The sequence below is a fragment of the Streptomyces rubiginosohelvolus genome, from assembly GCF_014649875.1.
Lineage (GTDB): Bacteria > Actinomycetota > Actinomycetes > Streptomycetales > Streptomycetaceae > Streptomyces > Streptomyces rubiginosohelvolus.
The window spans coordinates 24,420-48,271 of the sequence record NZ_BMTW01000021.1 but is presented as its reverse complement, the minus strand read 5'-3'; the positions used below and the strand labels follow the sequence as shown (position 1 = coordinate 48,271).

At 72.1% G+C, this 23,852-nt stretch carries 22 protein-coding genes; 15 read left to right on the top strand and 7 right to left on the bottom strand.

Going from position 1 to position 23,852, the window contains the following annotated elements:
• Positions 1-76 precede the first annotated feature (76 nt).
• Entirely contained in the window at positions 77-1,159 is a 1,083-nt protein-coding gene (locus IE134_RS31255; protein WP_179887974.1) for a hypothetical protein, read from the top strand.
• A gap of 38 nt (positions 1,160-1,197) precedes the next feature.
• Here the strand turns inward: IE134_RS31255 and IE134_RS31250 are convergent, their stop codons facing one another.
• Both IE134_RS31250 and IE134_RS31245 read right to left on the bottom strand, forming a co-directional pair.
• On the bottom strand, positions 1,198-2,340 hold the full coding sequence (locus IE134_RS31250; protein WP_030720754.1) for an NADH-quinone oxidoreductase subunit D: 1,143 nt from the start codon (positions 2,338-2,340) through the stop codon (positions 1,198-1,200).
• Positions 2,341-2,378: 38 nt separating this feature from the next.
• Entirely contained in the window at positions 2,379-3,389 is a 1,011-nt protein-coding gene (locus IE134_RS31245) for an SAM-dependent methyltransferase (RefSeq protein ID WP_189432411.1), read from the bottom strand.
• A gap of 96 nt (positions 3,390-3,485) precedes the next feature.
• Here IE134_RS31245 and IE134_RS31240 point away from each other — a divergent pair, with 96 nt between their 5' ends.
• Positions 3,486-4,688 (top strand): sensor histidine kinase, encoded by a 1,203-nt coding sequence (locus tag IE134_RS31240; protein WP_030720759.1) that lies wholly within the window; start codon positions 3,486-3,488, stop codon positions 4,686-4,688.
• A gap of 83 nt (positions 4,689-4,771) precedes the next feature.
• Positions 4,772-5,446, top strand: coding sequence for a response regulator transcription factor (locus IE134_RS31235; RefSeq protein WP_010063746.1), 675 nt, complete (start codon positions 4,772-4,774; stop codon positions 5,444-5,446).
• 27 nt (positions 5,447-5,473) lie between these two features.
• Here IE134_RS31235 and IE134_RS31230 read toward each other — a convergent pair whose 3' ends face one another.
• On the bottom strand, positions 5,474-6,586 hold the full coding sequence (locus IE134_RS31230) for a DUF5937 family protein (RefSeq protein WP_030720762.1): 1,113 nt from the start codon (positions 6,584-6,586) through the stop codon (positions 5,474-5,476).
• Positions 6,587-6,689: 103 nt separating this feature from the next.
• On the opposite strand from IE134_RS31230, the gene IE134_RS31225 reads away from it, so the two are divergent.
• Positions 6,690-6,881, top strand: a complete 192-nt coding sequence (locus tag IE134_RS31225) for a hypothetical protein (RefSeq protein WP_098016736.1) — start codon at positions 6,690-6,692, stop codon at positions 6,879-6,881.
• Positions 6,882-6,929: 48 nt separating this feature from the next.
• Here the strand turns inward: IE134_RS31225 and IE134_RS31220 are convergent, their stop codons facing one another.
• Positions 6,930-8,093: a threonine aldolase family protein gene (locus IE134_RS31220; RefSeq protein ID WP_189432409.1), complete on the bottom strand. Its 1,164-nt coding sequence runs from the start codon at positions 8,091-8,093 to the stop codon at positions 6,930-6,932.
• Between the two features lie 191 nt (positions 8,094-8,284).
• Between IE134_RS31220 and IE134_RS31215 the strand changes: the two genes are divergently transcribed.
• The 10 genes from IE134_RS31215 (at position 8,285) to IE134_RS31170 (ending at position 16,603) form a co-directional block, all read left to right on the top strand.
• Positions 8,285-9,235, top strand: a complete 951-nt coding sequence (locus IE134_RS31215) for a Rossmann-like and DUF2520 domain-containing protein (protein ID WP_030720768.1) — start codon at positions 8,285-8,287, stop codon at positions 9,233-9,235.
• Positions 9,232-10,251, top strand: coding sequence for a pantoate--beta-alanine ligase (gene panC, locus IE134_RS31210; protein WP_030720770.1), 1,020 nt, complete (start codon positions 9,232-9,234; stop codon positions 10,249-10,251). Before IE134_RS31215 ends, panC begins: the two co-directional genes overlap by 4 nt.
• A complete protein-coding gene (locus IE134_RS31205; RefSeq protein WP_030720772.1) occupies positions 10,248-11,939 on the top strand; it encodes an L-aspartate oxidase in 1,692 nt (563 codons plus the stop codon). Before panC ends, IE134_RS31205 begins: the two co-directional genes overlap by 4 nt.
• A 121-nt stretch (positions 11,940-12,060) precedes the next feature.
• Positions 12,061-13,128: a carboxylating nicotinate-nucleotide diphosphorylase gene (gene nadC, locus IE134_RS31200; RefSeq protein ID WP_032769431.1), complete on the top strand. Its 1,068-nt coding sequence runs from the start codon at positions 12,061-12,063 to the stop codon at positions 13,126-13,128.
• Complete coding sequence (locus IE134_RS31195; RefSeq protein WP_030087892.1) at positions 13,128-13,925, top strand: type III pantothenate kinase; 798 nt, start codon at positions 13,128-13,130, stop codon at positions 13,923-13,925. Before nadC ends, IE134_RS31195 begins: the two co-directional genes overlap by 1 nt.
• Positions 13,926-14,085: 160 nt before the next feature.
• On the top strand, positions 14,086-14,670 hold the full coding sequence (locus IE134_RS31190; protein ID WP_030720778.1) for a hypothetical protein: 585 nt from the start codon (positions 14,086-14,088) through the stop codon (positions 14,668-14,670).
• Positions 14,671-14,751: 81 nt separating this feature from the next.
• On the top strand, positions 14,752-14,931 hold the full coding sequence (locus IE134_RS31185) for a hypothetical protein (RefSeq protein WP_006125507.1): 180 nt from the start codon (positions 14,752-14,754) through the stop codon (positions 14,929-14,931).
• 166 nt (positions 14,932-15,097) lie between these two features.
• Complete coding sequence (locus IE134_RS31180) at positions 15,098-15,544, top strand: BlaI/MecI/CopY family transcriptional regulator (RefSeq protein ID WP_032769447.1); 447 nt, start codon at positions 15,098-15,100, stop codon at positions 15,542-15,544.
• A gap of 9 nt (positions 15,545-15,553) precedes the next feature.
• On the top strand, positions 15,554-16,123 hold the full coding sequence (locus IE134_RS31175) for an amino-acid N-acetyltransferase (RefSeq protein WP_029182643.1): 570 nt from the start codon (positions 15,554-15,556) through the stop codon (positions 16,121-16,123).
• A gap of 144 nt (positions 16,124-16,267) precedes the next feature.
• Entirely contained in the window at positions 16,268-16,603 is a 336-nt protein-coding gene (locus tag IE134_RS31170) for a histone-like nucleoid-structuring protein Lsr2 (RefSeq protein ID WP_006125504.1), read from the top strand.
• Here IE134_RS31170 and IE134_RS31165 read toward each other — a convergent pair.
• A complete protein-coding gene (locus IE134_RS31165) occupies positions 16,582-17,196 on the bottom strand; it encodes an SCO3374 family protein (RefSeq protein ID WP_030720784.1) in 615 nt (204 codons plus the stop codon). The two genes, IE134_RS31170 and IE134_RS31165, sit on opposite strands and share 22 nt — an antisense overlap.
• Before the next feature lie 450 nt (positions 17,197-17,646).
• Between IE134_RS31165 and IE134_RS31160 the strand changes: the two genes are divergently transcribed.
• Positions 17,647-20,175 carry an ATP-dependent Clp protease ATP-binding subunit gene (locus IE134_RS31160; RefSeq protein WP_006125502.1) on the top strand — a complete coding sequence of 843 codons (2,529 nt, stop codon included), beginning with the start codon at positions 17,647-17,649 and terminating at the stop codon, positions 20,173-20,175.
• Positions 20,176-20,230: 55 nt separating this feature from the next.
• Here the strand turns inward: IE134_RS31160 and IE134_RS31155 are convergent, their stop codons facing one another.
• Positions 20,231-23,377 carry an NACHT domain-containing protein gene (locus IE134_RS31155; protein WP_126932624.1) on the bottom strand — a complete coding sequence of 1,049 codons (3,147 nt, stop codon included), beginning with the start codon at positions 23,375-23,377 and terminating at the stop codon, positions 20,231-20,233.
• The gene (locus IE134_RS31150; RefSeq protein WP_030720790.1) at positions 23,374-23,730 is read right to left on the bottom strand and encodes a trypco2 family protein; all 357 of its coding nucleotides are present in this window, start codon (positions 23,728-23,730) and stop codon (positions 23,374-23,376) included. The genes IE134_RS31155 and IE134_RS31150 overlap by 4 nt, the downstream gene beginning before the upstream one ends.
• Positions 23,731-23,852 lie beyond the last annotated feature (122 nt).

Genomic DNA, 23,852 nt, shown 5'->3' with positions numbered 1-23,852 from the left:
GCCGCGAGGTAACCGGCGGGGAACAGATTCCCGGGCGGCTCCCCAAGTGGCCCGCACACACGGTAAATTTCAGGCCATGCCACGTGGACGCCACCGCCATTCGCCGCCTCTCCACAGAATCCTGCCTCCCTCCGTGGTGGCGGGCGTGTCGGTCGTCGGCGCCGCGGGCGCCTGGCTGCTGGCCGAACCCCTGGTCCTGCGCGGCCTGGTGGCCGCCGTGGCGGCCGCCGCCGTCACCGGTGCGTATCTGATGCGCAGCTGGGACCGGGCCGCCGGGCTGCGGGTCGCCGAGCTGACCCGGGCCCGCGCCAGTGACGAATGGCGGGCCGAGGAGCGGATAGCCGAGCTGGAGCAGGATCTGGAGGAGTCGCGAGAGCTGCGCACCCGTCTGGAGACCAAGCTCCGGCGCAAGCGTGTGGAGCTCGCGGGGCTGCGCGGGGAGCACGCCGGACTGCTCCGCCGCTACGCCAACGCCGAGACCGAGCGGGCCAGCGCGCTGGAGGGCCGCAGGCAGCTCGCCATCGAGGCCGCGGCCCCCAAGGAACTGCTGCCCGCGCGATCGACGCCGACCCCCGAGTCGTACCGGCGCGCGGACGAGGCCCTGATGAACCTCACGCGGAACGCGGCGCTCCAGGAGACCCGCCGCACGGTGGAGGCGGTCCGGCAGCGCCAGCTCGCCGTCACCGAGCGGCACCGGGATGCGGAGGCGGAGAGCCCGAAGGGGAAGCACGCGGCGGCCACCGGGGCGGGCGAGCACCGGGACCACCAGGACGGCCGCCCCTCGACCACCCCGCCCGCCCCGGCCACGAACACGCAGAACACCGCGAACACGCAGAACACCGCCCCGGCCTCCATCGCGCCGGTGCGGGCGCCGCGCGCGATCCCGGCTGCCTCGGCCGTCGTCCCGTACGCCGCCCGCCGCCAGCTGGCCCCCCAGGGGAACTTCGACTTCTTCGGCAGCCAGAACGCCCGGAAGGCGAACGCCGCGATCGAGTCCGTGCAGAACGAGGACCTCGCGGACGTCGTCGGCGAGGAGGCGCTCGCCGCCCACCGCACCGGGGCCGTGGACAACCGGGCCGTCGGCAAGGTCATCGACCTCACCGCGCACGACGAGACCGAGCAGATCGACGTGGCGCAACTGCGCGGCGCGGTCTCCTGAAACAGGGCTGAGGGCGGGGCCGGAGCAGGCCCCGCCCGCTACTTGTCGATGTCGCCGACGACGAAGAACAGCGAGCCCAGGATCGCCACCATGTCGGCGACCAGGGTTCCCGGCAGCAGCTCGGTGAGCGCCTGGATGTTGTTGAACGAGGCGGAGCGCAGCTTCAGCCGGTAGGGCGTCTTCTCGCCCTTGGACACCAGGTAGTAGCCGTTGACGCCGAGCGGGTTCTCCGTCCAGGCGTAGGTGTGGCCCTCGGGCGCCTTGAGCACCTTCGGCAGCCGCTGGTTGATCGGCCCCGGCTCCAGGTGGGCCATCCGGTCCAGGCAGGCGTCCGCCAGGTCCAGGGAGTTGAGGGTCTGCTCCAGCAGGCACTCGAAGCGGGCCAGACAGTCGCCCTCGGGCCGGGTGACCACCTTCAGGGTGTCCTGGAGCTCCCCGTACGCGAGATACGGCTCGTCGCGCCGCAGATCGAAGTCGACGCCCGAGGCGCGGGCGATCGGCCCCGACACCCCGTACGCGTGCACCGCTTCGGCGGACAGCACGCCCACGTCGCGCGTACGGCCCCGGAAGATCTCGTTGCCGAGGACGAGGTTCTCGTACACGTCCATGCGGGAGCGGACGGAGGCGACGGCGTCCCGGACCCGGCCGGTCCAGCCCGCCGGGATGTCCTCCTTGAGCCCCCCGACCCGGTTGAACATGTAGTGCATCCGCCCGCCGGAGACCTCCTCCATCACCGCCTGGAGCTCCTCGCGCTCCCGGAAGGCGTGGAAGACCGGGGTGATGCCGCCGAGTTCGAGGGGGTAGGAGCCGAGGAACATCAGGTGGTTGAGGACCCGGTTCAGCTCGGCGAGGAGCGTCCGCGTCCACACCGCGCGCTCGGGGACCTCCATCCCGAGCATCCGCTCGACGGCCATCACGACGCCCAGCTCGTTCGAGAACGCGGACAGCCAGTCGTGACGGTTGGCCAGCATGACGATCTGCCGGTAGTCGCGGGCCTCGAAGAGCTTCTCCGCGCCCCGGTGCATATAGCCGATGACCGGCTCCGCGTGCTGGACGCGTTCGCCGTCCAGCACGATCCGCAGCCGGAGGACCCCGTGCGTCGAGGGGTGCTGGGGACCGATGTTGAGCACCATGTCGGTGCTCTCCGCCGCTCCGCCGATGCCGATCGTCGTCTCCGTCATGCGGGACAGTATTCCCTGCGGCCGCCGTACGGGGGCGGTCACCCGGGCTCCGGCAGCCCCACCCGGTGCAGCAGCCAGCCGAAGTCGCCGAGGCCGCCGCGTGCGGTCAGCTCCGCCGCCTCGCCCGCCGCCGCCAGCGCGCGTACGTATCCCGCCGGATCGGTGGTGGCCAGGCTCAGCGGCGGCCGGTCGCCGCCGACGCCGAGGCGGCGCAGCACCGCCCGCTGGTCGGTCAGCTCGGTGCTCGCGTCCGATCTCGCCTCCGCGACCGCCGCCGCGCAGGCGTCCAGCGCCACATGCGCGGTCAGATCGCAGGAGCCGTCCGGCACCGGGCGCACCTCGCGCCCGCCCCGGAAGCCGGTCAGCGTCCCGAAGGGCGGGCGGCCGCCCCGTACATGCGTGTAGTCCACCGCCACCGCGAGACCGGCGGTCAGAGAGCCCACCGCCCCGGCCCAGGCAGTGTCCCGGGGGCGGCCGATCTCCGCCCGCTCGCCCGGCGCGGACAGCGGCCACCAGCGCTCCAGCCACGCGGCGTCCGCCCCGGTCACCGTGGAGCCGAGCTCCTCCGCACCGTCCGATGTCCGCACCCGGACGTACCGGGGAACGCCCTCCGCGTCCGCCTCCGCCACCTCCACCGGAACGTTGTCCAGCCACTCGTTGGCGAACAGCAGCCCGGTGACCACGGCCGGCGGTTCGGCGCACCACTCGATCCGGGGATCCAGGCCCGGCGGCCGGGCGGCGACCTCGACGGCGTACGGGGTCACTTCCGGTCCTTCCGGCTGTGCGGCCAGCGCGTCCAGCACTCCGGTCAACAGCTCGCCGCGCCCCGCCCCCATGTCGACCAGAGCGACCGTGCCCGTGTCCAGCTCCCGGGCGATTCCGGTCAACAGCCGGGCCACCGCCTTCGCGAAGAGAGGGGAGGCGTGCACCGACGTACGGAAATGGCCCGCGGGTCCCTCCGGGCTCGGCACCGGGCTGCGATAAAAGCCATCATCCCCGTACAGAGCGGCCTGAGCCGCCTCCCGCCAACCGCGCCACTCGTCCGTCACGTAGGCAAGTCTCCACCTTGGGGAGTACGGTCCCAGGACCCGGATCGACCCTCCGGTTGACCCGGGCACCGATCACCTGTCCCTACGCTTAGTCACGTGCAGCGCCTTTACGACTTCATCCGCAGACACCCGACGGGCGTCGACGTCTTCTGGGCCGTCTTCCTCCTCGGGCTCTCCGGCATGTCGATGGTCTCGGGCATGTACGACGCCGGGCGCGAGGAGATCGTCGCGGTCCCGGTCGCGCTGGGGTTCTCCACCGTCGTGGCGCTGCGCCGCAAGGCCCCCGAGAAGATGCTGCTGCTCGCCATCCTGGTGGGCGTCGTCCAGCTGGTGTTCAACGTCCGGCCGGGCGTCGGGAACTTCGCGATGCTGGTGATCACCTACACGGTGGCCACGGTCGGGGAGCGCTGGGCGTCCCGGCTCGCCCTGATCGGCAGTCTGAGCGCGGCGGCCCTGTCCCAGCTGCGGTGGGAGGCCGAGCCCGGCGGCTCCTGGGTCCAGGTGATCTTCGTGACGGTCATCATGACCGTGCCGTTCGTGCTGGCCTGGGTGCTCGGGGACTCGCTGCGGACCCGGCGCGCCTATTTCGACCAGCTGGAGGAGCGTGCGGCCCGCCTGGAGCGGGAACGCGAGGCGCAGTCCAAGGTCGCGGTCGCCGCCGAGCGGGCCCGGATCGCCCGGGAGCTGCACGACGTCGTCGCGCACAACGTGTCCGTGATGGTCGTCCAGGCCGACGGTGCCGCCTATGTCATGGACGCGGCCCCCGACCAGGCCAAGCAGGCTCTGGAGACCATCTCCGGCACCGGCCGCCAGGCGCTCGCGGAGATGCGGCGGCTGCTGGGGGTGCTGCGGACCGGTGACGCCCCGGAGGGCGGGGAGTACGTCCCCCAGCCCGACGTCGAACAGATCGAGGACCTGGTCGCGCAGGTGCGGCAGACCGGCCTGGAGGTCGACTTCAAGGTCGAGGGCACCCCGCGCCCGCTGCCCAGCGGCGTGGAGCTGACCGCCTACCGGGTGGTGCAGGAAGCCCTGACGAACACCCGCAAGCACGGCGGTCCCGACGCCGGGGCCAGCGTGCGGCTGGTCTACTTCGACGACGGCCTCGGGCTGCTGATCGAGGACGACGGCCGGGGCGCGGCGCACGAGCTGTACGAGGACGGCGGCGCGGACGGCGCGGGGCACGGGATGATCGGGATGCGGGAGCGGGTCGGCATGGTCGGCGGCACCCTGGACGCGGGGCCCCGGCCCGGCGGCGGATTCCGGATCAGCGCCCTGCTGCCGCTGAAACCCCCGGGCTGACCGGGCCACGACCTCCTCGGCCACTCCGACCACGACCGTTCCCCAGGAACCGACCCCCAGGACAGGACGCGATCCTCATGACCATGGCCATCCGCGTGATGCTCGTCGACGACCAGGTGCTGCTGCGGACCGGTTTCCGGATGGTGCTCGCCGCCCAGCCCGACATGGAGGTCGTCGCCGAGGCCGGGGACGGGGCGGAGGCGATCGAGATGCTGCGGTCCACCGCCGTCGACGTGGTCCTGATGGACGTCCGCATGCCCCGGCTGGACGGCGTCGAGGCGACCCGCCGGATCTGCGCGCAGCAGGACCCGCCGAAGGTGCTCATCCTGACCACCTTCGACCTCGACGAGTACGCCTTCTCCGGGCTGAAGGCGGGGGCCAGCGGCTTCATGCTCAAGGACGTGCCGCCCGCCGAGCTGCTCGCCGCGATCCGTTCGGTGCACAGCGGCGACGCGGTGGTCGCCCCGTCCACCACCCGCCGGCTGCTCGACCGCTTCTCGCCGATGCTGCCCAGCGGCGAGAAGGAGCCGAAGAACAAGCACGTCGGCAAGCTCACCGAACGCGAACGGGAAGTCATGCTCCTGGTCGCCCAGGGCCTCTCCAACGGGGAGATCGCGGCCCGGCTCGTGCTCTCCGAGGCGACGGTCAAGACGCACGTCGGCCGCATCCTCACCAAGCTGAACCTCCGCGACCGGGTCCAGGTCGTCGTCCTCGCCTACGAGACCGGCCTGGTCCGGGCCGGCGGCGGCGCGGGCTGAGGAACCGGCGGCGGCGCCGGCCGAGGCTCAGCGCAGGACGCCCTCCAGGAAGTCGCTGCCGAGCCGGGCGACGACCGTCAGGTCCAGCTGGTGCAGGACATAGCGGCCCCGGCGGCGCGTGGTGACCAGGCCCGCCTTCTTGAGCACGGAGAGATGGCGGGAGACCTCGGGGGAGGTGATGCCGTTGGAGTCGGCCAGTTCGCCGGTGGTGTACGGGGAGCGGGCCAGGTTCCGGCAGAGCCGCATCCGCATCGGGTGGGCCAGCGCCTCCAGCCGCAGTTGCAACAGTTCCACGGAGGCGGGCGCCGGCAGGTCGGGCAGATGGACCGGGTAGTGGATCACCGGCCGCCAGCCCGGCGCGTGCAGCACCATCAGGTGCGGCCAGCCGAAGCTGGTCGGGATGAGGGTCAGGCCCTCGCCGACCTCGGGGTCGGTGGCGGTGGTCCGGGCTTCGGAGAGCTTGTCCACGCTGATCCGGGTGCCGGTCCGGTCGAGCGTCACGGCGGGGGACACGGCCCCCACCGCGTCGGCGAGCCCCTTGCGGCGCAGCAGCTCCGTCTTGTGCCGTGCGTCGGCGGCCATCTGGACGGAGACCCGGCGCCAGGTGTCGGCGAAGAAGGCCTGGTCGCAGTCCTCGAAGAGGCGCCGGATCCAACCGCGTACGGAGGCGGGGTCGGCCAGCAGCCGCCGGGTGAAGTCCATCTGCTGCGGGCCGCGCGCGGCGGCCAGGTCCAGGGCGCGTTCCCGCATCGCCGGGTCGTCGAGCGGTGACGGCGACCCGGCCCCGTAGTGGCTGGCGCAGGTGAACTCCAGCGCGGCGCCGACGAAGCGTTCGTCGTCCAGCTTGTCCAGCAGGTCCAGGTCCTCGGCGAGGGTCGCCCCGGTCTGCCCGTCGCCGCCCCGGACGCCGGCGAACGGCATGAACACATCGGAGAAGGTGTTCCGCCAGAGGAACTCCGCCTCCAGCATCCGGTCCGCGAGGTCGGGCTCCAGCGCCGCGGCGGTGGCCGTGGCCCATCCGTGCAGCCCGGGATGGTGCCCGGGCTCGGAGAGCGCATGCAGGGCGAGACCCAGCTCGGCCAGGGGCGAGGTCGCGAAAACGACGCTGTCGGCGGGGAGCCCCGCGATGTCTATGTGCACGCTCACCCCTCCATAGTGGGGGTACGCGCCCGGGCCGACGTTTCGATTGACGGGGCCCGTCAATCAACGCGCGGGTCCGCCGCGAGCTGCGCAGGCTGAAGGCATGGACGCCATCCAGCAGCACATGCTCGACACCTACCGCGCGGCCCAGCTCGCGGAGCCCGCCCCGCCGCCCCCGGGCCGCCACGACCGCGCGGTCCTGCGCGACCTGTACCACCACTGGCTGACGCACCCGCCCCACCCAGCCCGTCCGGCGTTTGAGGACGGAACCCCGAGTCCGGGAACCCGGCACTGAACAGGCCCCCGCCCCAGGGCAGCCCCGGCTCTACGCGAGCCCCCGGCTCTAGGAGAGCCCCCGCACACCCCCCACGAACCCCGCCACCGCATCCCGCACATCCCCCGCCGACCACTCCAGCCCCGCACCCCCCACCGTCACCTCGGTGAACGACACACCCGGCGGCAGCCCCGCCCCGCCCGTCCCCGCGAACCAGCGCCGGAAGAGGGCCACGCCCGTCTCCTCCGCCTGCCGCACCGACGCCTCGTCCAGCACCTCCGTCCCGTACGGCAGCCAGACCTGGAACTGATGCGTGTGCGGCGGTTCCGGATGCACCCGGAACCACGGCACCCCCGCCGCCGCGAACCCCTCCGCCAGCGCCCCGGCCACCACCTTCGCGTGGGCCACGTACGACGGCAGGCGCGGCAGCTCCCGCTCCAGACCGATCAGCGCGGACAGCGCCGCCGGGAACTGCTGGAAGAGCTGACCCCCGTACCGGTGACGCCACACCCGCGCCTCCTCCACCAGCGTCGAGGGCCCCGCCAGCACCGCCCCCGACAGCCCGTCCAGCGACTTGTAGAAGGACACGTACACGCTGTCCGCGAGGCCCGCGATCTCCGACAGCTCCCGCCCGAAGTGCGGACCGCACTCCCACAGCCGCGCCCCGTCGAAGTGGACGACCGCGTCCCGCTCCCGGGCCGCGTCCACCACCGCCGTCAGCTCCTCCCAGGACGGCAGGACGAACCCGGCGTCCCGCAACGGCAGCTCCAGCATCAGCGTGCCGAACGGCTCGGGGAACTCCCGGATCTCCTCGGCGTCCGGGAGCCTCGGCTCCGCCGTCGGATGCACGGTGCGCAGCCCGCTCACCACTCCCAGCGCCCCGCCCTCGTGCACCTCCGGGTGGGACAGCGGATGCAGCGCCACCGTCGCGTTGCCCGTACGCCCCGCCCAGCACCGCAGCGCGACCTGCTGGGCCATCGTCCCGGTCGGGAAGAACGCCGCCGCCTCCATCCCCAGCAGATGGGCCGTCCGCCGCTCCAGATCGGCGACGACCCCGCCCCCGTACACATCGGTCCAGTCGTCCGGATCGTGTACGGACGGGGCGTCGGCGGCCAGCGCCGCCAGCCGTTCGCCCAGCGTGGCGTCCGCGCCCACCCGGGCCAGCACCCGTCGCGCACCCCGCCACGCGGTCAGCCTGCGCCGCCGCTGCTCCCGCTCATCCATGGTCGCCATGGGACGATCATCACCCGGACCCCCGGCGGCGCGCCCGCGGTATTCCGTCCCGCCTTCCCTCCCGCATTCCGTCCGCCCGCAAAGTTATCCACAGGCTGTGGGCAGGGGCGGGGCTTCCCCGAAACGCTGGCGTAGCATGCAGAGAAGTCGTCCGGTACCCCCCGCGGACTGGAACGGAAGGCCATCGCCGCGTGAACGCATCAGTTTCGAAGGAACCCCTCGACGCGAGGGACCGCCCCGCCCGTCTCACGGTCGGCGTCGTCGGCGCGGGCCGGGTCGGACCCGCCCTAGCCGCGTCGCTCCAGCTCGCCGGGCACCGCCCGGTCGCCGTGTCCGGCGTCTCCGACGCCTCCCGCCGCCGCGCCGCGGCGCTGCTCCCCGATGTGCCCCTGGTGGAGCCCGCCGAGGTGCTGGCCCGCGCCGAGCTGGTGCTCCTGACCGTCCCCGACGACGTGCTGCCCACGCTGGTCGAGGGCCTCGTCGAGACCGGCGCCGTACGGCCGGGCCAGCTCCTCGTCCACACCTCCGGGCGGTACGGGACCCGGGTGCTGGACCCCGCGCTGCGGGCCGGGGCGCTGCCGCTCGCGCTGCACCCCGCGATGACGTTCACCGGCACCGCCGTCGACGTCCAGCGGCTCGCGGGCTGCTCCTTCGGCGTCACCGCCCCCGATGAGCTGCGGCTCGCGGCGGAGGCGCTGGTCATCGAGATGGGCGGCGAGCCCGAGTGGATCGCCGAGGAGGCGCGGCCGCTCTACCACGCGGCCCTCGCCCTGGGCGCGAACCACCTGGTCACCCTGGTCGCCCAGTCGATGGAGCTGCTGACCAAGGCCGGGGTCGCCGCCCCCGACCGGATGCTCGGCCCGCTGCTCGGCGCCGCCCTGGACAACGCCCTGCGCTCCGGCGACGCCGCGCTGACCGGCCCGGTCGCCCGCGGGGACGCGGGCACGGTCGCCGCCCACATCGGCGAGCTGCGCACCCACGCCCCGCAGGCGGTGGCCGGATATGTCGCGATGGCCCGCACCACGGCCGACCGGGCGCTCGCCCACGGCCTGCTCAAGGCCGAGCTGGCCGAGGACCTCCTCGTCGTCCTGGCCGACCAAGAACGCCGTCCCGGCGGCCCCGGACCGGGGGAGACCCGATGACGCGCACGCTGCGCACCACCCTCCTGCGCACCGCCGCCGAGCTGGACGCGCTGCCCCGCCCCGCCGGGGCCGAGCGGGCCGTCGTCATGACGATGGGCGCGCTGCACGACGGCCACGCCACCCTGATCCGCGCGGCCCGCGAAGCGGCAGGCCCCGGCGGGCAGGTCGTGGTCACGGTCTTCGTGAACCCGCTCCAGTTCGGCGAGGCCGCCGACCTGGACCGCTATCCGCGCACCCTGGACGCCGACCTGGAGACCGCCGCCGCCGCGGGCGCCGATGCGGTCTTCGCCCCCGGCGTCGACGAGGTCTACCCGGGCGGCGAGCCCCAGGTCCGGATCACCGCGGGCCCCATGGGCGAGCGCCTCGAAGGAGCGTCCCGCCCCGGTCACTTCGACGGGATGCTCACCGTCGTCGCCAAGCTCCTCCACCTCACCCGCCCCGACGAGGCGTTCTACGGGCAGAAGGACGCCCAGCAGCTCGCCCTGATCCGCCGTATGGTCCGGGACCTGAATTTCGGCGTCCGGATCACCGGTGTCCCCACCGTCCGGGACGAGGACGGCCTCGCGCTCTCCAGCCGTAACCGTTTCCTCTCCCCGCCCGAGCGGCACACCGCCCTCGCCCTGCCCCGCGCCCTGTTCGCGGCCCAGGACCGGCTCGCCGCCCAGCAGGCCCTGCACGAGCGGGCCAAGGCCACCGCGCCCGGCGGCGACCGGGCCGCCGGGCTCAACAGGCTCGGCGAGGCCCGGGCCGCCGCCGACGCCCAGGCCGTGGCGCTGGCCCGGCCCAACGGGGCGCCCGCCGCCGTCCGCGCCGCCGCCCGGACGATCCTGGACGAGGCCGCCGCCCGGAACCGGGTTCCGCTCGTCCTGGACTACCTGGCCCTGGTGGACCCGGCGGACTTCACCGAGATCCCGGACGACCGCGAGAGCGGGGAGGCGATCCTCGCCGTCGCGGCCCGGGTCGGGAACACCCGCCTCATCGACAACATCCCCCTCACCTTCGGAGCCCTGACGTGACCGGAATACGGCTGACCGCCCCCGCCCCCGGCTGGGCCATCGACGCGGACGTCGTGGTGGTCGGCTCCGGCGTCGCCGGGCTCACCGCCGCCCTGCGCTGCGCCGCCGCCGGCCTGGACACCGTCGTCGTCACCAAGGCCCGCCTCGACGACGGCTCGACCCGCTGGGCCCAGGGCGGCATCGCCGCGGCCCTCGGCGAGGGCGACACCCCCGAGCAGCACCTCGACGACACCCTCGTCGCGGGAGCGGGCCTCTGCGACGAGGAGGCCGTGCGCACCCTGGTCACCGAGGGCCCCGACGCCGTACGCCGGCTGATCACCACCGGCGCCCACTTCGACACCACCGACAGCGGCGACATCGCGCTCACCCGCGAGGGCGGCCACCACCGCCGCCGCATCGCCCACGCCGGCGGCGACGCGACGGGCGCGGAGATCTCCCGCGCCCTGGTCGAGGCGGTCCGCGAGGCCGCCCTCCACACCATCGAGAACGCGCTCGTCCTGGACCTGCTCACGGACGCCGAAGGCCGTACGGCGGGCGTCTCGCTGCACGTCATGGGCGAGGGGCAGCACGACGGCGTCGGTGCGGTCCGGGCCCCCTCGGTGGTCCTCGCCACCGGCGGCATGGGCCAGGTCTTCTCCGCCACCACCAACCCCTCCGTCTCCACCGGCGACGGGGTCGCGCTCGCGCTGCGGGCCGGGGCGGAGGTCTCCGACCTGGAGTTCGTCCAGTTCCACCCCACGGTCCTCTTCCTCGGCGCGGACTCCGAGGGCCAGCAGCCGCTGGTCTCCGAAGCCGTACGGGGCGAGGGCGCGCATCTCGTCGACGCCGACGGCGTCCGCTTCATGCTCGGACAGCACGAGCTGGCGGAGCTCGCCCCGCGCGACATCGTCGCCAAGGGCATCACGCGCCGGATGCACGAAAAGGGCACCGAGCACATGTATCTGGACGCCCGGCACTTCGGGGCGGCCATGTGGGAGCAGCGCTTCCCCACCATCCTGGCCGCCTGCCGGTCCCACGGGATCGACCCGGTGACCGAGCCGATCCCGGTCTCCCCGGCCGCGCACTACGCCTCCGGCGGCGTCCGCACCGACCTGCGGGGCCGCACCACCGTCCCCGGCCTGTACGCCTGCGGCGAGGTCGCCTGCACCGGAGTGCACGGCGCCAACCGGCTCGCGTCGAACTCCCTGCTGGAGGGCCTGGTCTTCGCCGAGCGCATCGCCGCCGACATCGCCGAGGTCCGCCCGCCCCGCACGGAGCCGGCGGACGCCCCCGGTGACGCCGACGCCCCCGTCCCGCTGCTGGCCCCCGAGGCCCGTACGGCGATCCAGCGCACGACGACCCGGGGTGCCGGGGTCCTGCGCTCCGCCGACTCCCTGGCCACCGCGGCCGAGGAGCTGGAGGCCCTGCACCGCGAGGCCGCCGCCGACGCGGAGGCGGACGGGGCCAAGGCGGTCGTGCCCGGGGTCGACGCCTGGGAGGTCACCAACCTGCTCCTGGTCTCCCGGGTCCTGGTCGCCGCCGCCCGGGAACGCGAGGAGACCCGCGGCTGCCACTGGCGCGAGGACCGGCCCGACCGCGACGACGCCCACGGCCGCCGCCACCTGGTCGTCCGCATCGGACCGGACCGCACCCCGGTCGTCCACCGCACGGAGACCGCCGCATTCCCGCCCGTACGCCCGTCGGATTGAGCAGACTGCTGGAAGCAGCCGCTCCGCCGCACACAACGCGGAGCAGCACCCGCAGCACCACACACCACCGGCACCACCCGAAGCACCCGCACCACCCGCCACGCCCCGAGGAGCCGACACCGTGAGCACGCCCGAAGAGAATCCGCGCCCCACTCCCGTGGACGTACCGCTGATCAGCGTCGGCGCGCCGGCATCGTCCGCACCGGCGGGAGGCGGCTGCGGCGACGGCTGCGGCTGTGGCGGTGACGACGGATTCGACCCCGAAGCCCTGGAGTGCGGCCTCGACCCCGCGCTCGCCCTGCTGCTGGCCGAGGCGGGGCTCGACCCCGTCCAGGTCGAGGACGTCGCGCACGTGGCGATCGAGGAGGACCTCGACGGCGGAGTGGACGTCACGACCGTGGCGACCGTCCCCGAGGACGCCGTGATCACCGGCGACTTCACGGCCCGCGAGGCGGGCGTGGTCGCCGGGCTCCGGGTCGCCGAGGCGGTCCTGTCGATCGTCTGCACCGAGGAGTTCGAGGTCGAGCGGCACGTCGAGGACGGCGACCGGATCGTCCCCGGCCAGAAGCTGCTGACCGTCACCACCCGCACCCGCGATCTGCTGACCGGCGAGCGCAGCGCGCTGAACCTGCTCTGCCGCCTCTCCGGCATCGCGACCGCCACCCGCGCCTGGGCGGACGTGCTGGAGGGCTCCAGGGCCAAGGTCCGCGACACCCGCAAGACGACGGCGGGCCTGCGCGCGCTGGAGAAGTACGCGGTGCGCTGCGGCGGCGGCGTCAACCACCGGATGTCGCTCTCCGACGCGGCCCTGGTCAAGGACAACCACGTGATCGCCGCGGGCGGCGTCGCGGAGGCCTTCAAGCGCGTGCGCGCCGAGTTCCCCGAGCTGCCCATCGAGGTCGAGGTCGACACGATGGACCAGGTCCGCGAGGTGCTGGACGCGGGCGTCGACCTGATCCTGCTGGACAACTTCACCCCGGCCGAGACCGCCGAGGCGGTGGCCCTGGTCGACGGCCGGGCGATCCTGGAGTCCTCGGGCCGCCTCACCCTCGACTCGGCCCGCGCCTACGCCGACGCGGGCGTGGACTACCTCGCGGTCGGGGCGCTCACCCACTCCTCGCCGATCCTCGACATCGGCCTGGACTTCCGCGACGCGGACGCGTCCCCCTCCGCCGGGGACGACGCCTGATGCTGCTCACCATCGACGTCGGCAACACGCACACGGTCCTCGGCCTCTTCGACGGCGAGGAGATCGTCGAGCACTGGCGGATCTCCACCGACGCCCGCCGCACCGCGGACGAGCTGGCCGTCCTGCTCCAGGGCCTGATGGGCATGCACCCGCTGCTCGGCATGGAGCTGGGCGACGGCATCGAGGGCATCGCGATCTGCGCCACCGTCCCCTCGGTCCTGCACGAGCTGCGCGAGGTCACCCGCCGCTACTACGGCGACGTCCCCGCCGTGCTGGTCGAGCCCGGCGTCAAGACGGGCGTGCCGATCCTGATGGACAACCCCAAGGAGGTCGGCGCGGACCGCATCATCAACGCGGTCGCCGCCGTCGAGCTGTACGGGGGCCCGGCGATCGTCGTCGACTTCGGCACCGCCACCACCTTCGACGCGGTCTCCCCGCGCGGCGAGTACGCGGGCGGGGTGATCGCCCCCGGCATCGAGATCTCCGTCGAGGCGCTCGGCGTCCGGGGCGCCCAGCTCCGCAAGATCGAGCTGGCCAGGCCGCGCAGCGTGATCGGCAAGAACACCGTCGAGGCCATGCAGTCCGGCATCATCTACGGCTTCGCGGGCCAGGTCGACGGGGTGGTGGCCCGGATGAAGAAGGAGCTGGCCGCCGACCCGGACGACGTCACCGTCATCGCGACGGGCGGCCTTGCTCCGATGGTGTTGGGGGAGTCCTCGGTCATCGACGAGCACGAGCCGTGGCTGACGCTCATCGGGCTGCGCCTGGTCTACGAGCGGAACGTGTCCCGTTCGTAGGGGCGGCCGCACAGGACCCCGGCGTACCTGCGGGAACGGCCGGGGCCGCGGTCGTCGGCCCGTTCTGCCACGCCGCGCCACCGACGACCAGTTAAACGGATTTTGTCCATTTAGCACGTATTGTCGCGTCATGCCCACGCCCTACGGTTCACGAGGCGGCATGGCGTTCAGCGCGGACGAGCTGCGGGTGCTCCGACGTGCCCTCGCCATCGCCCTCCACCCCATGCCCCTGTCCGACGAGGACGTCCAGGACTGCCTGCGGCTCGCGGGCTCCGTGGACGAGGCGGTCGGCGAGGCGGGTCGTCTGCGAGCGTTCCTCCTCGCCGACCTCGCCCGCTACCGCAACGCCCTCCCCGGCTCCGCCACCGGCTATCTGGAGCTGCTCCAGGACGCCTTGGCGGCCGGCTACGACCCCCGCCCGGACGATCTGGCCGCCCTGCGGGCCCTGCGCGGCGGACCGCTCGCGGCCGCGCTCCTGGAGCGCTGCCAGGTGCTCGCCGAGCGCTCCGTACGGGCCCGGCTCGCCGGCCGCTCCGCCGGCGCCGCGGCCCCCGGCCCCCGCAGCCGGCTGCTCGCCCTGCCCGGCGGCCGCGCCGCCACCCGGGAACCGGAACGGCCCGGGACCCCGGCCACGCCGGGCAAACCGCAGAAGCCCGGCGACCGCCCCATGCCCAAGCCCTCCGAGGTCTTCCCGCCGCGCCGACGGCCCGCACCGCCCCCGTCCGAGGAGCGGGCGGCCGGCTGACCCTCCGGCGGTCCCCGACGCGGCGGCCTCCACCGGGAGGTCGCCGCGTCGGGCCGTTCCGGGCTCGCTACTCTGGACGGCATGGACTACGTATCCGCGCTCGTGCCCCCCGTGGTGATGGCCGTCTTCTTCGTCTCCCTGATCGTGATCATCGTCAAGAGCCAGGGTGGTCCGAACAAGACCAAGGAGGACGACGCCGTGGACGCGGCGATCGCCCGCGCGGAATCCGCAAAGCAGACCGCTCGTCCGGAGAATGTCTGACCGCAGGAGCGGCCCCGCCCGCCCCACGTCCTCCTTACGCGCGACCCCGAGCGCACGACTCGTCGAGAGCCGTGCGCTTTTTGCTGTGCAAGAGCAGACTATTATGGACATCTAGCACTAAAGTGATCGCGTGCCCCGTCAATTGGGAGACCTCGAAGACGCCGTGATGACGCGCGTCTGGCAATGGAACCGGCCGGTCACGGTGCGGGAAGTCCTTGAGGACCTTCAGCAGGAACGGTCCATCGCCTACACGACCGTGATGACGGTAATGGACAATCTCCATCAGAAGGGCTGGGTCCGGAGGGAAGTGGACGGCCGCGCCTATCGATATACGGCCGTCTCCACCAGGGCCGCCTACTCGGCCGCACTGATGAACGAAGCCTGGTCACAGAGCGACAACCCCGCCGCAGCGCTTGTCGCGTTCTTCGGGATGATGTCCGCCGAGCAGCGGGAAGCACTGCAGGACGCCGTTCGTATGGTTTCCCCCAATCTCACGGAAACCACCCCCGGCCCGAACGTCGAAACCACCACCGGCAACCCCGCGGAACCGACCGCAGGCGCCGCGGGAGATGACGCCCCGACCGATGACGCGACGCCGGAGAGCGGGCGATAGCGTCGGGGCATGTCCTCAGAGCAGCCGCAAAGCGATCCCGATACCGAACTCCATACCGACCCGTCGGTAAATAAGCCCGCCATCACCGTCCGACGGGCCAGGACGAGTGATGTCGGGGCGGTTCGACGACTCCTCGACGGGTACGTGTCCGGGGGCATCCTGCTCGACAAAGCGACCGTCACCCTTTACGAGGACATCCAGGAGTTCTGGGTAGCGGAACGCGACGAGGACGCGACCGTCATCGGCTGCGGCGCACTTCATGTCATGTGGGAAGACCTGGCGGAAGTGCGGACCCTTGCGGTCGACCCCCGCATGAAGGGCGCTGGAGTCGGGCATCACGTGCTGGAGAAGCTCTTGCAGACCGCGCGATGGCTCGGTGTCCGCAGGGTTTTCTGTCTCACCTTCGAAGTGGACTTCTTCGCCAAGCACGGCTTCGTCGAGATCGGAGAGACGCCCGTCGACACCGATGTCTACAGTGAGCTGCTGCGTTCCTACGACGAGGGTGTCGCGGAGTTCCTCGGTCTCGAACGAGTGAAGCCGAACACCTTGGGCAACAGCCGGATGCTTCTGCACCTGTGATCTGCAGAAGGGCCTGCCTCCCTATGTCCGAATCGCGCATGTTTCCCGTCTTCCCGGGCTGCTGAACCTCTCCCGAGGGTTTGTGTTTTCCCGGGAAAAGCGGTTTCCTTTCCGCGTACTCCATTTTCGATGAAAGGAAATCCCGTGGCACAGAAGGTTCAGGTCCTTCTTGTCGATGACCTCGACGGTGTCGAGGCTGACGAGACCGTCACGTTCGCCCTCGACGGCAAGACGTACGAGATCGACCTCACCACGGCCAACGCGGACAAGCTTCGCGGCCTTCTCGAGCCCTACACCAAGGGTGGACGTCGCACCGGTGGCCGTGCCGCCACGGGCCGTGGCAAGGGCCGCGCCGCCGCCGGCGGTAACAAGGACACCGCGGAAATCCGCCGGTGGGCCCGGGAGAACGGCCACAATGTGAATGACCGCGGCCGCGTTCCCGCCGAGATCCGCGAGGCTTACGAGAAGGCCAACGGCTGATCTGCCGAACCCCTTGTCAGCACCCCTGTCGGCGCGCCGGAACGGGCGTGTGACAACCGGACCCGATGGCATTCCGTGGCCGCCGCGTCCACCAGGCGTACGAGATCGGGGGCACCCCCACCGCTGCTCCCGAAGCCTGCGAGGGTCGGCAGCGCAGGCCCGGGCGCACGCCCCGGCTCTGGGGGCCGCAGCCAGACAGCGGCCCCCGTCGAGCCCCCCGCGGTGCCCGGGAGAGGCGGGGCCGTGACCCGGCCCCCCGCACCCACGGCGGTCAGGTCCGGCGCGAGAGGACTCCACTCCAGCCAGTCGAGCAGCCCCGGCAGCTCATCGGCGCCGCCCGCGGCGACCAGCAGTCCCATGCGCGTACCGGACAGCAGCACCGGGCCCGTGCGCACACCGCGCCGCAGCACGGCGTGACCGGCCTCGGCGGGCAGCTCCAGCACATCGAAGGACTCCCCGGTGAGCAGGCGCAGCGGATCGCGCCCCGCGGTGGCCCAGCCCAGCTCTCGCGCGTACCGCCGGGCGAGAGCGGCGTCGGCGGAACCCGGAGCGGCATCGGGCGACGATCGGGGCTGCGGGACGGTGCGGGTCATGTCCGATGAACCGCCGAACCGCCTCCGGAGTTACGCACCGTCCGCGCGCCATCACCTGGTGTTCCCGTCGAGGGGGCGCTCAGGAGCATTCAGCAGCGCAAGGATGTTCGCCCGTAGCGGAGGGAACCGGGGCGCGCCGCATGGACTGTCAGTGATTGCGGGTAAGACTTTCCTAGTGGGAAGGGGCGACACGCTGGCCGAGGCGTCTCACGTTCGCCATCGGCGTACTGGCGAAAGGGGTATCTGCCTGGCCTGCGGGAACATCGTCTCGCACCATCGGGTTGGAGCAGTTGTCAGCTGTTCGGCAGTAAGAATCCCCGCCCGGCGCGGGGTGATCCGGACGGATGTCGGCAGTTGGAATGAGCTGTCCCGTCCTGCGGGACTAGCATGCGGAAGGACTGGGAGGGGACCGACCCCTCACTGACCGACCGCTCTGAGGAGCGATTAACGATGTTCGAGAGGTTCACCGACCGCGCGCGGCGGGTTGTCGTCCTGGCTCAGGAAGAAGCCCGGATGCTCAACCACAACTACATCGGCACCGAGCACATCCTCCTGGGCCTGATCCACGAGGGTGAGGGTGTCGCCGCTAAGGCCCTGGAGAGCCTCGGGATTTCGCTCGAGGCGGTCCGCCAGCAGGTGGAGGAGATCATCGGGCAGGGGCAGCAGGCTCCTTCCGGGCACATCCCCTTCACCCCGCGAGCCAAGAAGGTCCTGGAGCTGTCGCTCCGCGAGGCTCTTCAGCTGGGCCACAACTACATCGGCACCGAGCACATCCTGCTCGGCCTGATCCGCGAGGGCGAGGGCGTCGCCGCCCAGGTCCTCGTGAAGCTGGGCGCCGACCTGAACCGGGTCCGGCAGCAGGTCATCCAGCTGCTTTCCGGATACTCGGGCGGCAAGGAGACGGCGGCCGCCGGCGGCCCCGCCGAGGGCACGCCCTCCACATCCCTGGTGCTCGACCAGTTCGGCCGGAATCTCACCCAGGCCGCTCGTGAGTCCAAGCTCGACCCGGTCATCGGGCGCGAGAAGGAGATCGAGCGGGTCATGCAGGTGCTGTCCCGCCGGACGAAGAACAACCCCGTCCTCATCGGCGAGCCCGGTGTCGGCAAGACGGCGGTCGTCGAGGGCCTGGCCCAGGCGATCGTCAAGGGCGAGGTGCCCGAGACCCTCAAGGACAAGCACCTCTACACCCTGGACCTCGGCGCCCTGGTCGCCGGTTCGCGGTACCGGGGTGACTTCGAGGAGCGCCTGAAGAAGGTCCTCAAGGAGATCCGCACCCGCGGCGACATCATCCTGTTCATCGACGAGCTTCACACGCTGGTCGGTGCGGGTGCCGCGGAGGGCGCCATCGACGCGGCTTCGATCCTGAAGCCCATGCTGGCGCGCGGTGAGCTCCAGACCATCGGTGCCACCACGCTCGACGAGTACCGCAAGCACTTGGAGAAGGACGCCGCTCTCGAGCGCCGCTTCCAGCCCATCCAGGTCGCGGAGCCGTCGCTGCCGCACACCATCGAGATCCTCAAGGGTCTGCGCGACCGTTACGAGGCCCACCACCGGGTCTCCATCACGGACGAGGCCCTCGTCCAGGCCGCGACCCTGGCCGACCGGTACATCTCGGACCGCTTCCTGCCGGACAAGGCGATCGACCTGATCGACGAGGCCGGTTCCCGGATGCGCATCCGCCGGATGACCGCGCCGCCGGACCTCCGCGAGTTCGACGAGAAGATCGCGGGTGTCCGCCGCGACAAGGAGTCGGCCATCGACTCCCAGGACTTCGAGAAGGCGGCTTCCCTCCGCGACAAGGAGAAGCAGCTGCTGGCGGCGAAGGCCAAGCGGGAGAAGGAGTGGAAGGCCGGCGACATGGACGTCGTCGCCGAGGTCGACGGCGAGCTGATCGCCGAAGTCCTGGCCACCGCCACCGGTATCCCGGTCTTCAAGCTGACGGAGGAGGAGTCCTCCCGTCTGCTGCGCATGGAGGACGAGCTCCACAAGCGCGTCATCGGCCAGAAGGACGCCATCAAGGCCCTCTCGCAGGCGATCCGCCGTACGCGAGCCGGCCTGAAGGACCCGAAGCGCCCCGGTGGCTCGTTCATCTTCGCCGGCCCGTCCGGTGTCGGTAAGACGGAGCTGTCCAAGACGCTCGCCGAATTCCTCTTCGGCGACGAGGACGCGCTGATCTCCCTCGACATGTCGGAGTTCAGCGAGAAGCACACGGTTTCCCGCCTCTTCGGTTCGCCCCCCGGTTACGTGGGCTACGAGGAGGGCGGCCAGCTCACCGAGAAGGTGCGCCGCAAGCCGTTCTCCGTCGTCCTCTTCGACGAGGTCGAGAAGGCCCACCCCGATATCTTCAATTCCCTGCTCCAGATTCTGGAGGACGGTCGCTTGACCGACTCCCAGGGTCGGGTCGTGGACTTCAAGAACACGGTCATCATCATGACGACCAACCTCGGGACCCGGGACATCTCCAAGGGCTTCAACCTGGGCTTCGCCGCCCAGGGCGACGTCAAGACCAACTACGAGCGCATGAAGGTCAAGGTCAACGAAGAGCTCAAGCAGCACTTCCGGCCGGAATTCCTCAACCGTGTCGACGACACGGTGGTCTTCCACCAGCTGACCGAGGAAGACATCATCCAGATCGTCGACCTCATGCTCGCCAAGGTCGACGAGCGTCTCAAGGACCGCGACATGGGCATCGAGCTCAGTGGCGAGGCCAAGACGCTGCTCGCGAAGAAGGGCTACGACCCCGTGATGGGCGCCCGGCCGCTGCGCCGGACGATCCAGCGGCAGATCGAGGACGTCCTCTCCGAGAAGATCCTCTTCGGTGAGCTGCGTCCCGGTCACATCGTGGTCGTGGGCACCGAGGGCGAGGGTGACGACAAGACGTTCACCTTCCGCGGCGAGGAGAAGTCGGCTCTGCCCGACGTCCCCCCGATCGAGCAGGCGGCAGGCGGCGCCGGCCCGAACCTGACGAAGGACGCGTGACGCGCACGTAGGGCCTGAGCCCGAGCGCGTGTGAGGGGCTGCCCCGGAATCGGCTTCACGGCCGGTCCGGGGCAGCCCCTTGTCCGTCGGCGGTCACCGTGACCTCCAGCTCCGGCCAGCTGCGGCGCAGCGCGTCGAGGCTGCCCGCCGGGCACCCGCCTTCGGAACTCAGCTCCAGTGTCCGGAGCGAAGGGAAAAGCCCCCGCAGGAGCGGCAGATCCTCGCTGTCCGCATGGGTGTCGAGCATGAGGCGCTGGACGGAGGGGAGCGGGGCCAGGGTCGCGCAGTCGGCCGCCGACGGGGGCTCGGCGAGCCGGAGTGCCAGGACGCCCCCGTGCTCCCGCAGCTCCGCGGCGGCATCGGCGAACGAGGCGAGCCGGGAGACGGCGAGCGAGGTGAGCTGTTCCCAGGACGCGAGCCCGCGCAGAGTCACGGGACGGTTCTCTTCCAGACCCAGGAACAGAACGCGCGGCAGGGGCGGCAGTGCGTCGAGCCGGGAGATCCCGCACTGGCGGAGACTGAAGCTCTCCAGCTTGGAGTAGTCCGCGAGAGGCCCGAAGTCCTCGATGGCGGAGCACCGCGTGAAATGGAGGAACTCCAGGTCCGGCACGACGGAAGCCAGCATCCCGAGGTCGGTGATCAGCCGGTTGTCGCCGAATCCGAGCCCGGTGAGCCGGTGCGCCGCCACGGCCGTCACGAACTCCGCCTCCGACAGGTCACCTCTCACCAGGAGCTGGCCGATGTCCGTCAGGCGGGGCAGATACCGCATGTGGCGGGGGGCGACCGTCACGAAGTCCCCGGTGAGCCGGCAGGACTCCAGGACCTCGGACGCGTACGCGTCCAGCGGGAAGTTGTCCCAGGCGGCAATAAAGTCCAGGCCCAGTTCCGGATGCTCCCGGGCCCACGCGCGGGCGTGCGGGACGGCCGAGCGGCCCCCGATCAGCCCCACCAGCTTGACCGTGCAGCGCACGGACGGCGCGTCGGCCGGCAGGCTTCCGGCCTTCGGCAGGAACGTCAGCGCCGCTTCCCCCAGCCAGGCCAGGAGGGTGGCCTGCGCCTCGTCCACCGGTGGGAACAGCGCGGCCACGCTCTGCCGGACCCGTTCCTGTACGGTCCGCTCCAGCCACGCCGCGTGCTGCGCGCACAGGGCGGCCAGCACGTGGACGCCCACGCGGTTGAGCGTGCCCTCCTCATGCCTCAGCCCCGCGTCCAGCAACCCGTCCACCAGAACGGCCAGCTCGCGCCGGCCGCAGTGACCGGCCGCCAGCAGGATCACGTCCTCCCAGGCCTCCTCGTCCACATGCCGCAGCAGTTCGCCCAGGTGGTCGTCCTCGACGAGCTCCTTCGCGGCCAGGTAGTCCTGGAAGGTCCGGTGGATGAACTGGTAGGTGTCGTCCCCGTGCTCCTGGAGCAGGCCGCTGCGGTTGAGCAGATGCGTGAGGATCTTCTCCGGCGGGCCCTGGGCGCCGACCCGCTCCATCCCGGCCAAGGCCCGCCGGAGCTGGCGCAGTGCCTGGTCCCGGGTGAACTCCGACTGGCCCTCGCGGACCAGCCAGACGGCGATCCGCTGGAGGAGCTGGGTGGATTCCTCGACGTCCAGGTCGATGCCCTCGGGGTGCCCGATCCGGCGGCGGTGGTCGCGGTGGCCCAGCAGCATCTCCAGGGCCGAGCGGTACAGCTTCCAGCGGGTCTCCGGGAGGAAGCCGTCGCGGCGGCGGTGCAGGGCGCAGATCACCGCGCAGAGCAGGGGCGTACGCGCCAGGTCGCGGAGCGTGGGGTTCTGGTCGAACTGGTGGGAGAGGTCGCGTTCCAGCTCGTCCAGCCGTTCGGCCTCGTCCTGATCGGACAGCCGGGCCGCCCGGTGCCAGGAGCTCACGAACGCCTGGATGTCCTCGTTCCGCATCGGCAGCAGGCGTAACTCCGCGAAGCCTTCCGACCGCAGCCAGTCCGGTTCGACGGCGAGCGGCCGTACGGTCACGACGCACCGGGTGTCCGGGTAGCGGGCCAGGAGCTGCGAGAGCCAGAAATGGGCCTGTTCGCGCTCCTCCGGCGGCACCTCGTCCAGCCCGTCCACCAGCAACAACGCCCGCCCGGCCGCCAGGACCCGGCCCGCCCAGCCCTCCGGGGCCGTGTCCACCACCAGCCCCGCCGCACCCGACAGCTCGGCCGGGCCCGGGAACGTCATCCCCCGGGCGCGCAGGGTGCGCAGGGGCACCACGAACGGGACCAGTCCGTTCAGTGGGGCCAGGTCGTCGTCCAGGGTGCGGGCCGAGGCGTGCGCGGCCAGCCACCACAGCAGCGTCGTCTTGCCCGCGCCCGCGTCGCCGCGGAGCAGGACCCGGGGGCGGTCGGCGAGAAGGTCGTCGATGCGCCGGGGGAGCGGCGGGCCCGGGGCGGCCCGGTCCTGGGCCTGGGCCTCCAGGCTCAGGTAGGCCGTGTCCAGGTCCCATTCCCGGTCATGGCGGCTCAGCTCGTCCAGGCCGAAGATCCTCGTGCGGCGATAGGCGACGCCGAGCGCCTGCGCGTACTCCGTCTCGTACCGCAGGTCGCGCGGGAAGCTGCCGTGGACGCGTTCCTGGCGCAGGTCGACCCCGGTCCGCCGGTAGACGAGGCGGAACGGGTTCGCCGCCAGGACCGGGGCGAGCGGGACGCACTCGACCCGGCGGCCGTCGCGCTGCTGCGGGACCTGGCGGGCCACGCCCAGCAGCACGTCCCCCATGAAGACCGGGCCGCCGGAGAGCCCGGCGAGCGCGGCCGGCTCGTCGTCCGGGCGGGCGGCGGGCGGGCCGTCCAGATCACAGACCAGCAGGTCGCGGACCTGGCCCGCCACGGGCAGGACCGTCGCCGTGTACTGGTCCGCCTCCAGCCGCCGGTCGGGGCCGTAGCGCTGGACGCGGGGGAAGCCGGTGATCTCGCAGTCCGGTATCGCCTGGCGGGTGTCGACCACGCCGAGCCGTACGGGCGGGACCGGCCGTACCGGTTCGACGGCCTCCAGCAGGGCCACGTCCAGCCGGTAGTCGATCCAGGCGACCGTGGCCCGTATCCGGTCGGAGACGGCCGGGTGGGCGATCAGGACGGACCCGGACTTGACCACGTGGGCGCAGGTGAGGACCAGCCGGTCGGTGAGCAGGACGCCGCTGCCCTGCTGGATCGCGGTGACGACCACCGTACGGTCGGCGGGGTGGACGACGGTCGGGCTCATGTACGGGAGGCCCCGTCACCGAACCCCGCCGTCGACCCGTCGTCCTCGGTCCCGATCTCCCACGCCTCGCCCGTCGCGGCGTTGCGCGGCGTCAGGGTGAAGGCGACCTTGTGCGTGCGGCCTGTGGTGCGGGCGGCGTCCGCACCCGCCTCGACCACCCAGGCCTTCACCTTGCCGCCCGCCTTCGCCTCCCGGCGCAGTTCGAGGGTGAACTCCATCTGGATGTCGCCGACCGCGAAGGAGACGGGGTGGTCCGTGCCCCGGGTCGCCGCGTCGATCAGCTGGTTGCGGATGGACGCAACGGCGTCCGCGAGCTCGATGCCGTCCAGCGCATGGGTGTTCTCGGCCGTCATTGGGGTCCCCCGGGGTGCGGTGCCGCTTTCCCGTCAGCGTAGTGAAGTAGCGGGCCGAAGGTCCCGAATCGGAAGGACTTAGGTCCCACCGGCGGTGACAAGGCGCACAGCCCGAAACAGGC

What these genes read in the sequence shown, in the direction of transcription:
- IE134_RS31165 (WP_030720784.1), bottom strand. Translation starts at nt 17,196, where the DNA reads ATGACCCGCACCGTCCCGCAGCCCCGATCGTCGCCCGATGCCGCTCCG.
- IE134_RS31155 (WP_126932624.1), bottom strand. Translation starts at nt 23,377, where the DNA reads ATGAGCCCGACCGTCGTCCACCCCGCCGACCGTACGGTGGTCGTCACC.
- panC (WP_030720770.1), top strand. Translation starts at nt 9,232, where the DNA reads ATGACGCGCACGCTGCGCACCACCCTCCTGCGCACCGCCGCCGAGCTG.
- IE134_RS31250 (WP_030720754.1), bottom strand. Translation starts at nt 2,340, where the DNA reads ATGACGGAGACGACGATCGGCATCGGCGGAGCGGCGGAGAGCACCGAC.
- IE134_RS31225 (WP_098016736.1), top strand. Translation starts at nt 6,690, where the DNA reads ATGGACGCCATCCAGCAGCACATGCTCGACACCTACCGCGCGGCCCAG.
- IE134_RS31185 (WP_006125507.1), top strand. Translation starts at nt 14,752, where the DNA reads ATGGACTACGTATCCGCGCTCGTGCCCCCCGTGGTGATGGCCGTCTTC.
- IE134_RS31190 (WP_030720778.1), top strand. Translation starts at nt 14,086, where the DNA reads ATGGCGTTCAGCGCGGACGAGCTGCGGGTGCTCCGACGTGCCCTCGCC.
- IE134_RS31255 (WP_179887974.1), top strand. Translation starts at nt 77, where the DNA reads ATGCCACGTGGACGCCACCGCCATTCGCCGCCTCTCCACAGAATCCTG.
- IE134_RS31175 (WP_029182643.1), top strand. Translation starts at nt 15,554, where the DNA reads ATGTCCTCAGAGCAGCCGCAAAGCGATCCCGATACCGAACTCCATACC.
- IE134_RS31180 (WP_032769447.1), top strand. Translation starts at nt 15,098, where the DNA reads ATGACGCGCGTCTGGCAATGGAACCGGCCGGTCACGGTGCGGGAAGTC.
- IE134_RS31235 (WP_010063746.1), top strand. Translation starts at nt 4,772, where the DNA reads ATGGCCATCCGCGTGATGCTCGTCGACGACCAGGTGCTGCTGCGGACC.
- IE134_RS31195 (WP_030087892.1), top strand. Translation starts at nt 13,128, where the DNA reads ATGCTGCTCACCATCGACGTCGGCAACACGCACACGGTCCTCGGCCTC.
- IE134_RS31160 (WP_006125502.1), top strand. Translation starts at nt 17,647, where the DNA reads ATGTTCGAGAGGTTCACCGACCGCGCGCGGCGGGTTGTCGTCCTGGCT.
- IE134_RS31150 (WP_030720790.1), bottom strand. Translation starts at nt 23,730, where the DNA reads ATGACGGCCGAGAACACCCATGCGCTGGACGGCATCGAGCTCGCGGAC.
- IE134_RS31220 (WP_189432409.1), bottom strand. Translation starts at nt 8,093, where the DNA reads ATGGCGACCATGGATGAGCGGGAGCAGCGGCGGCGCAGGCTGACCGCG.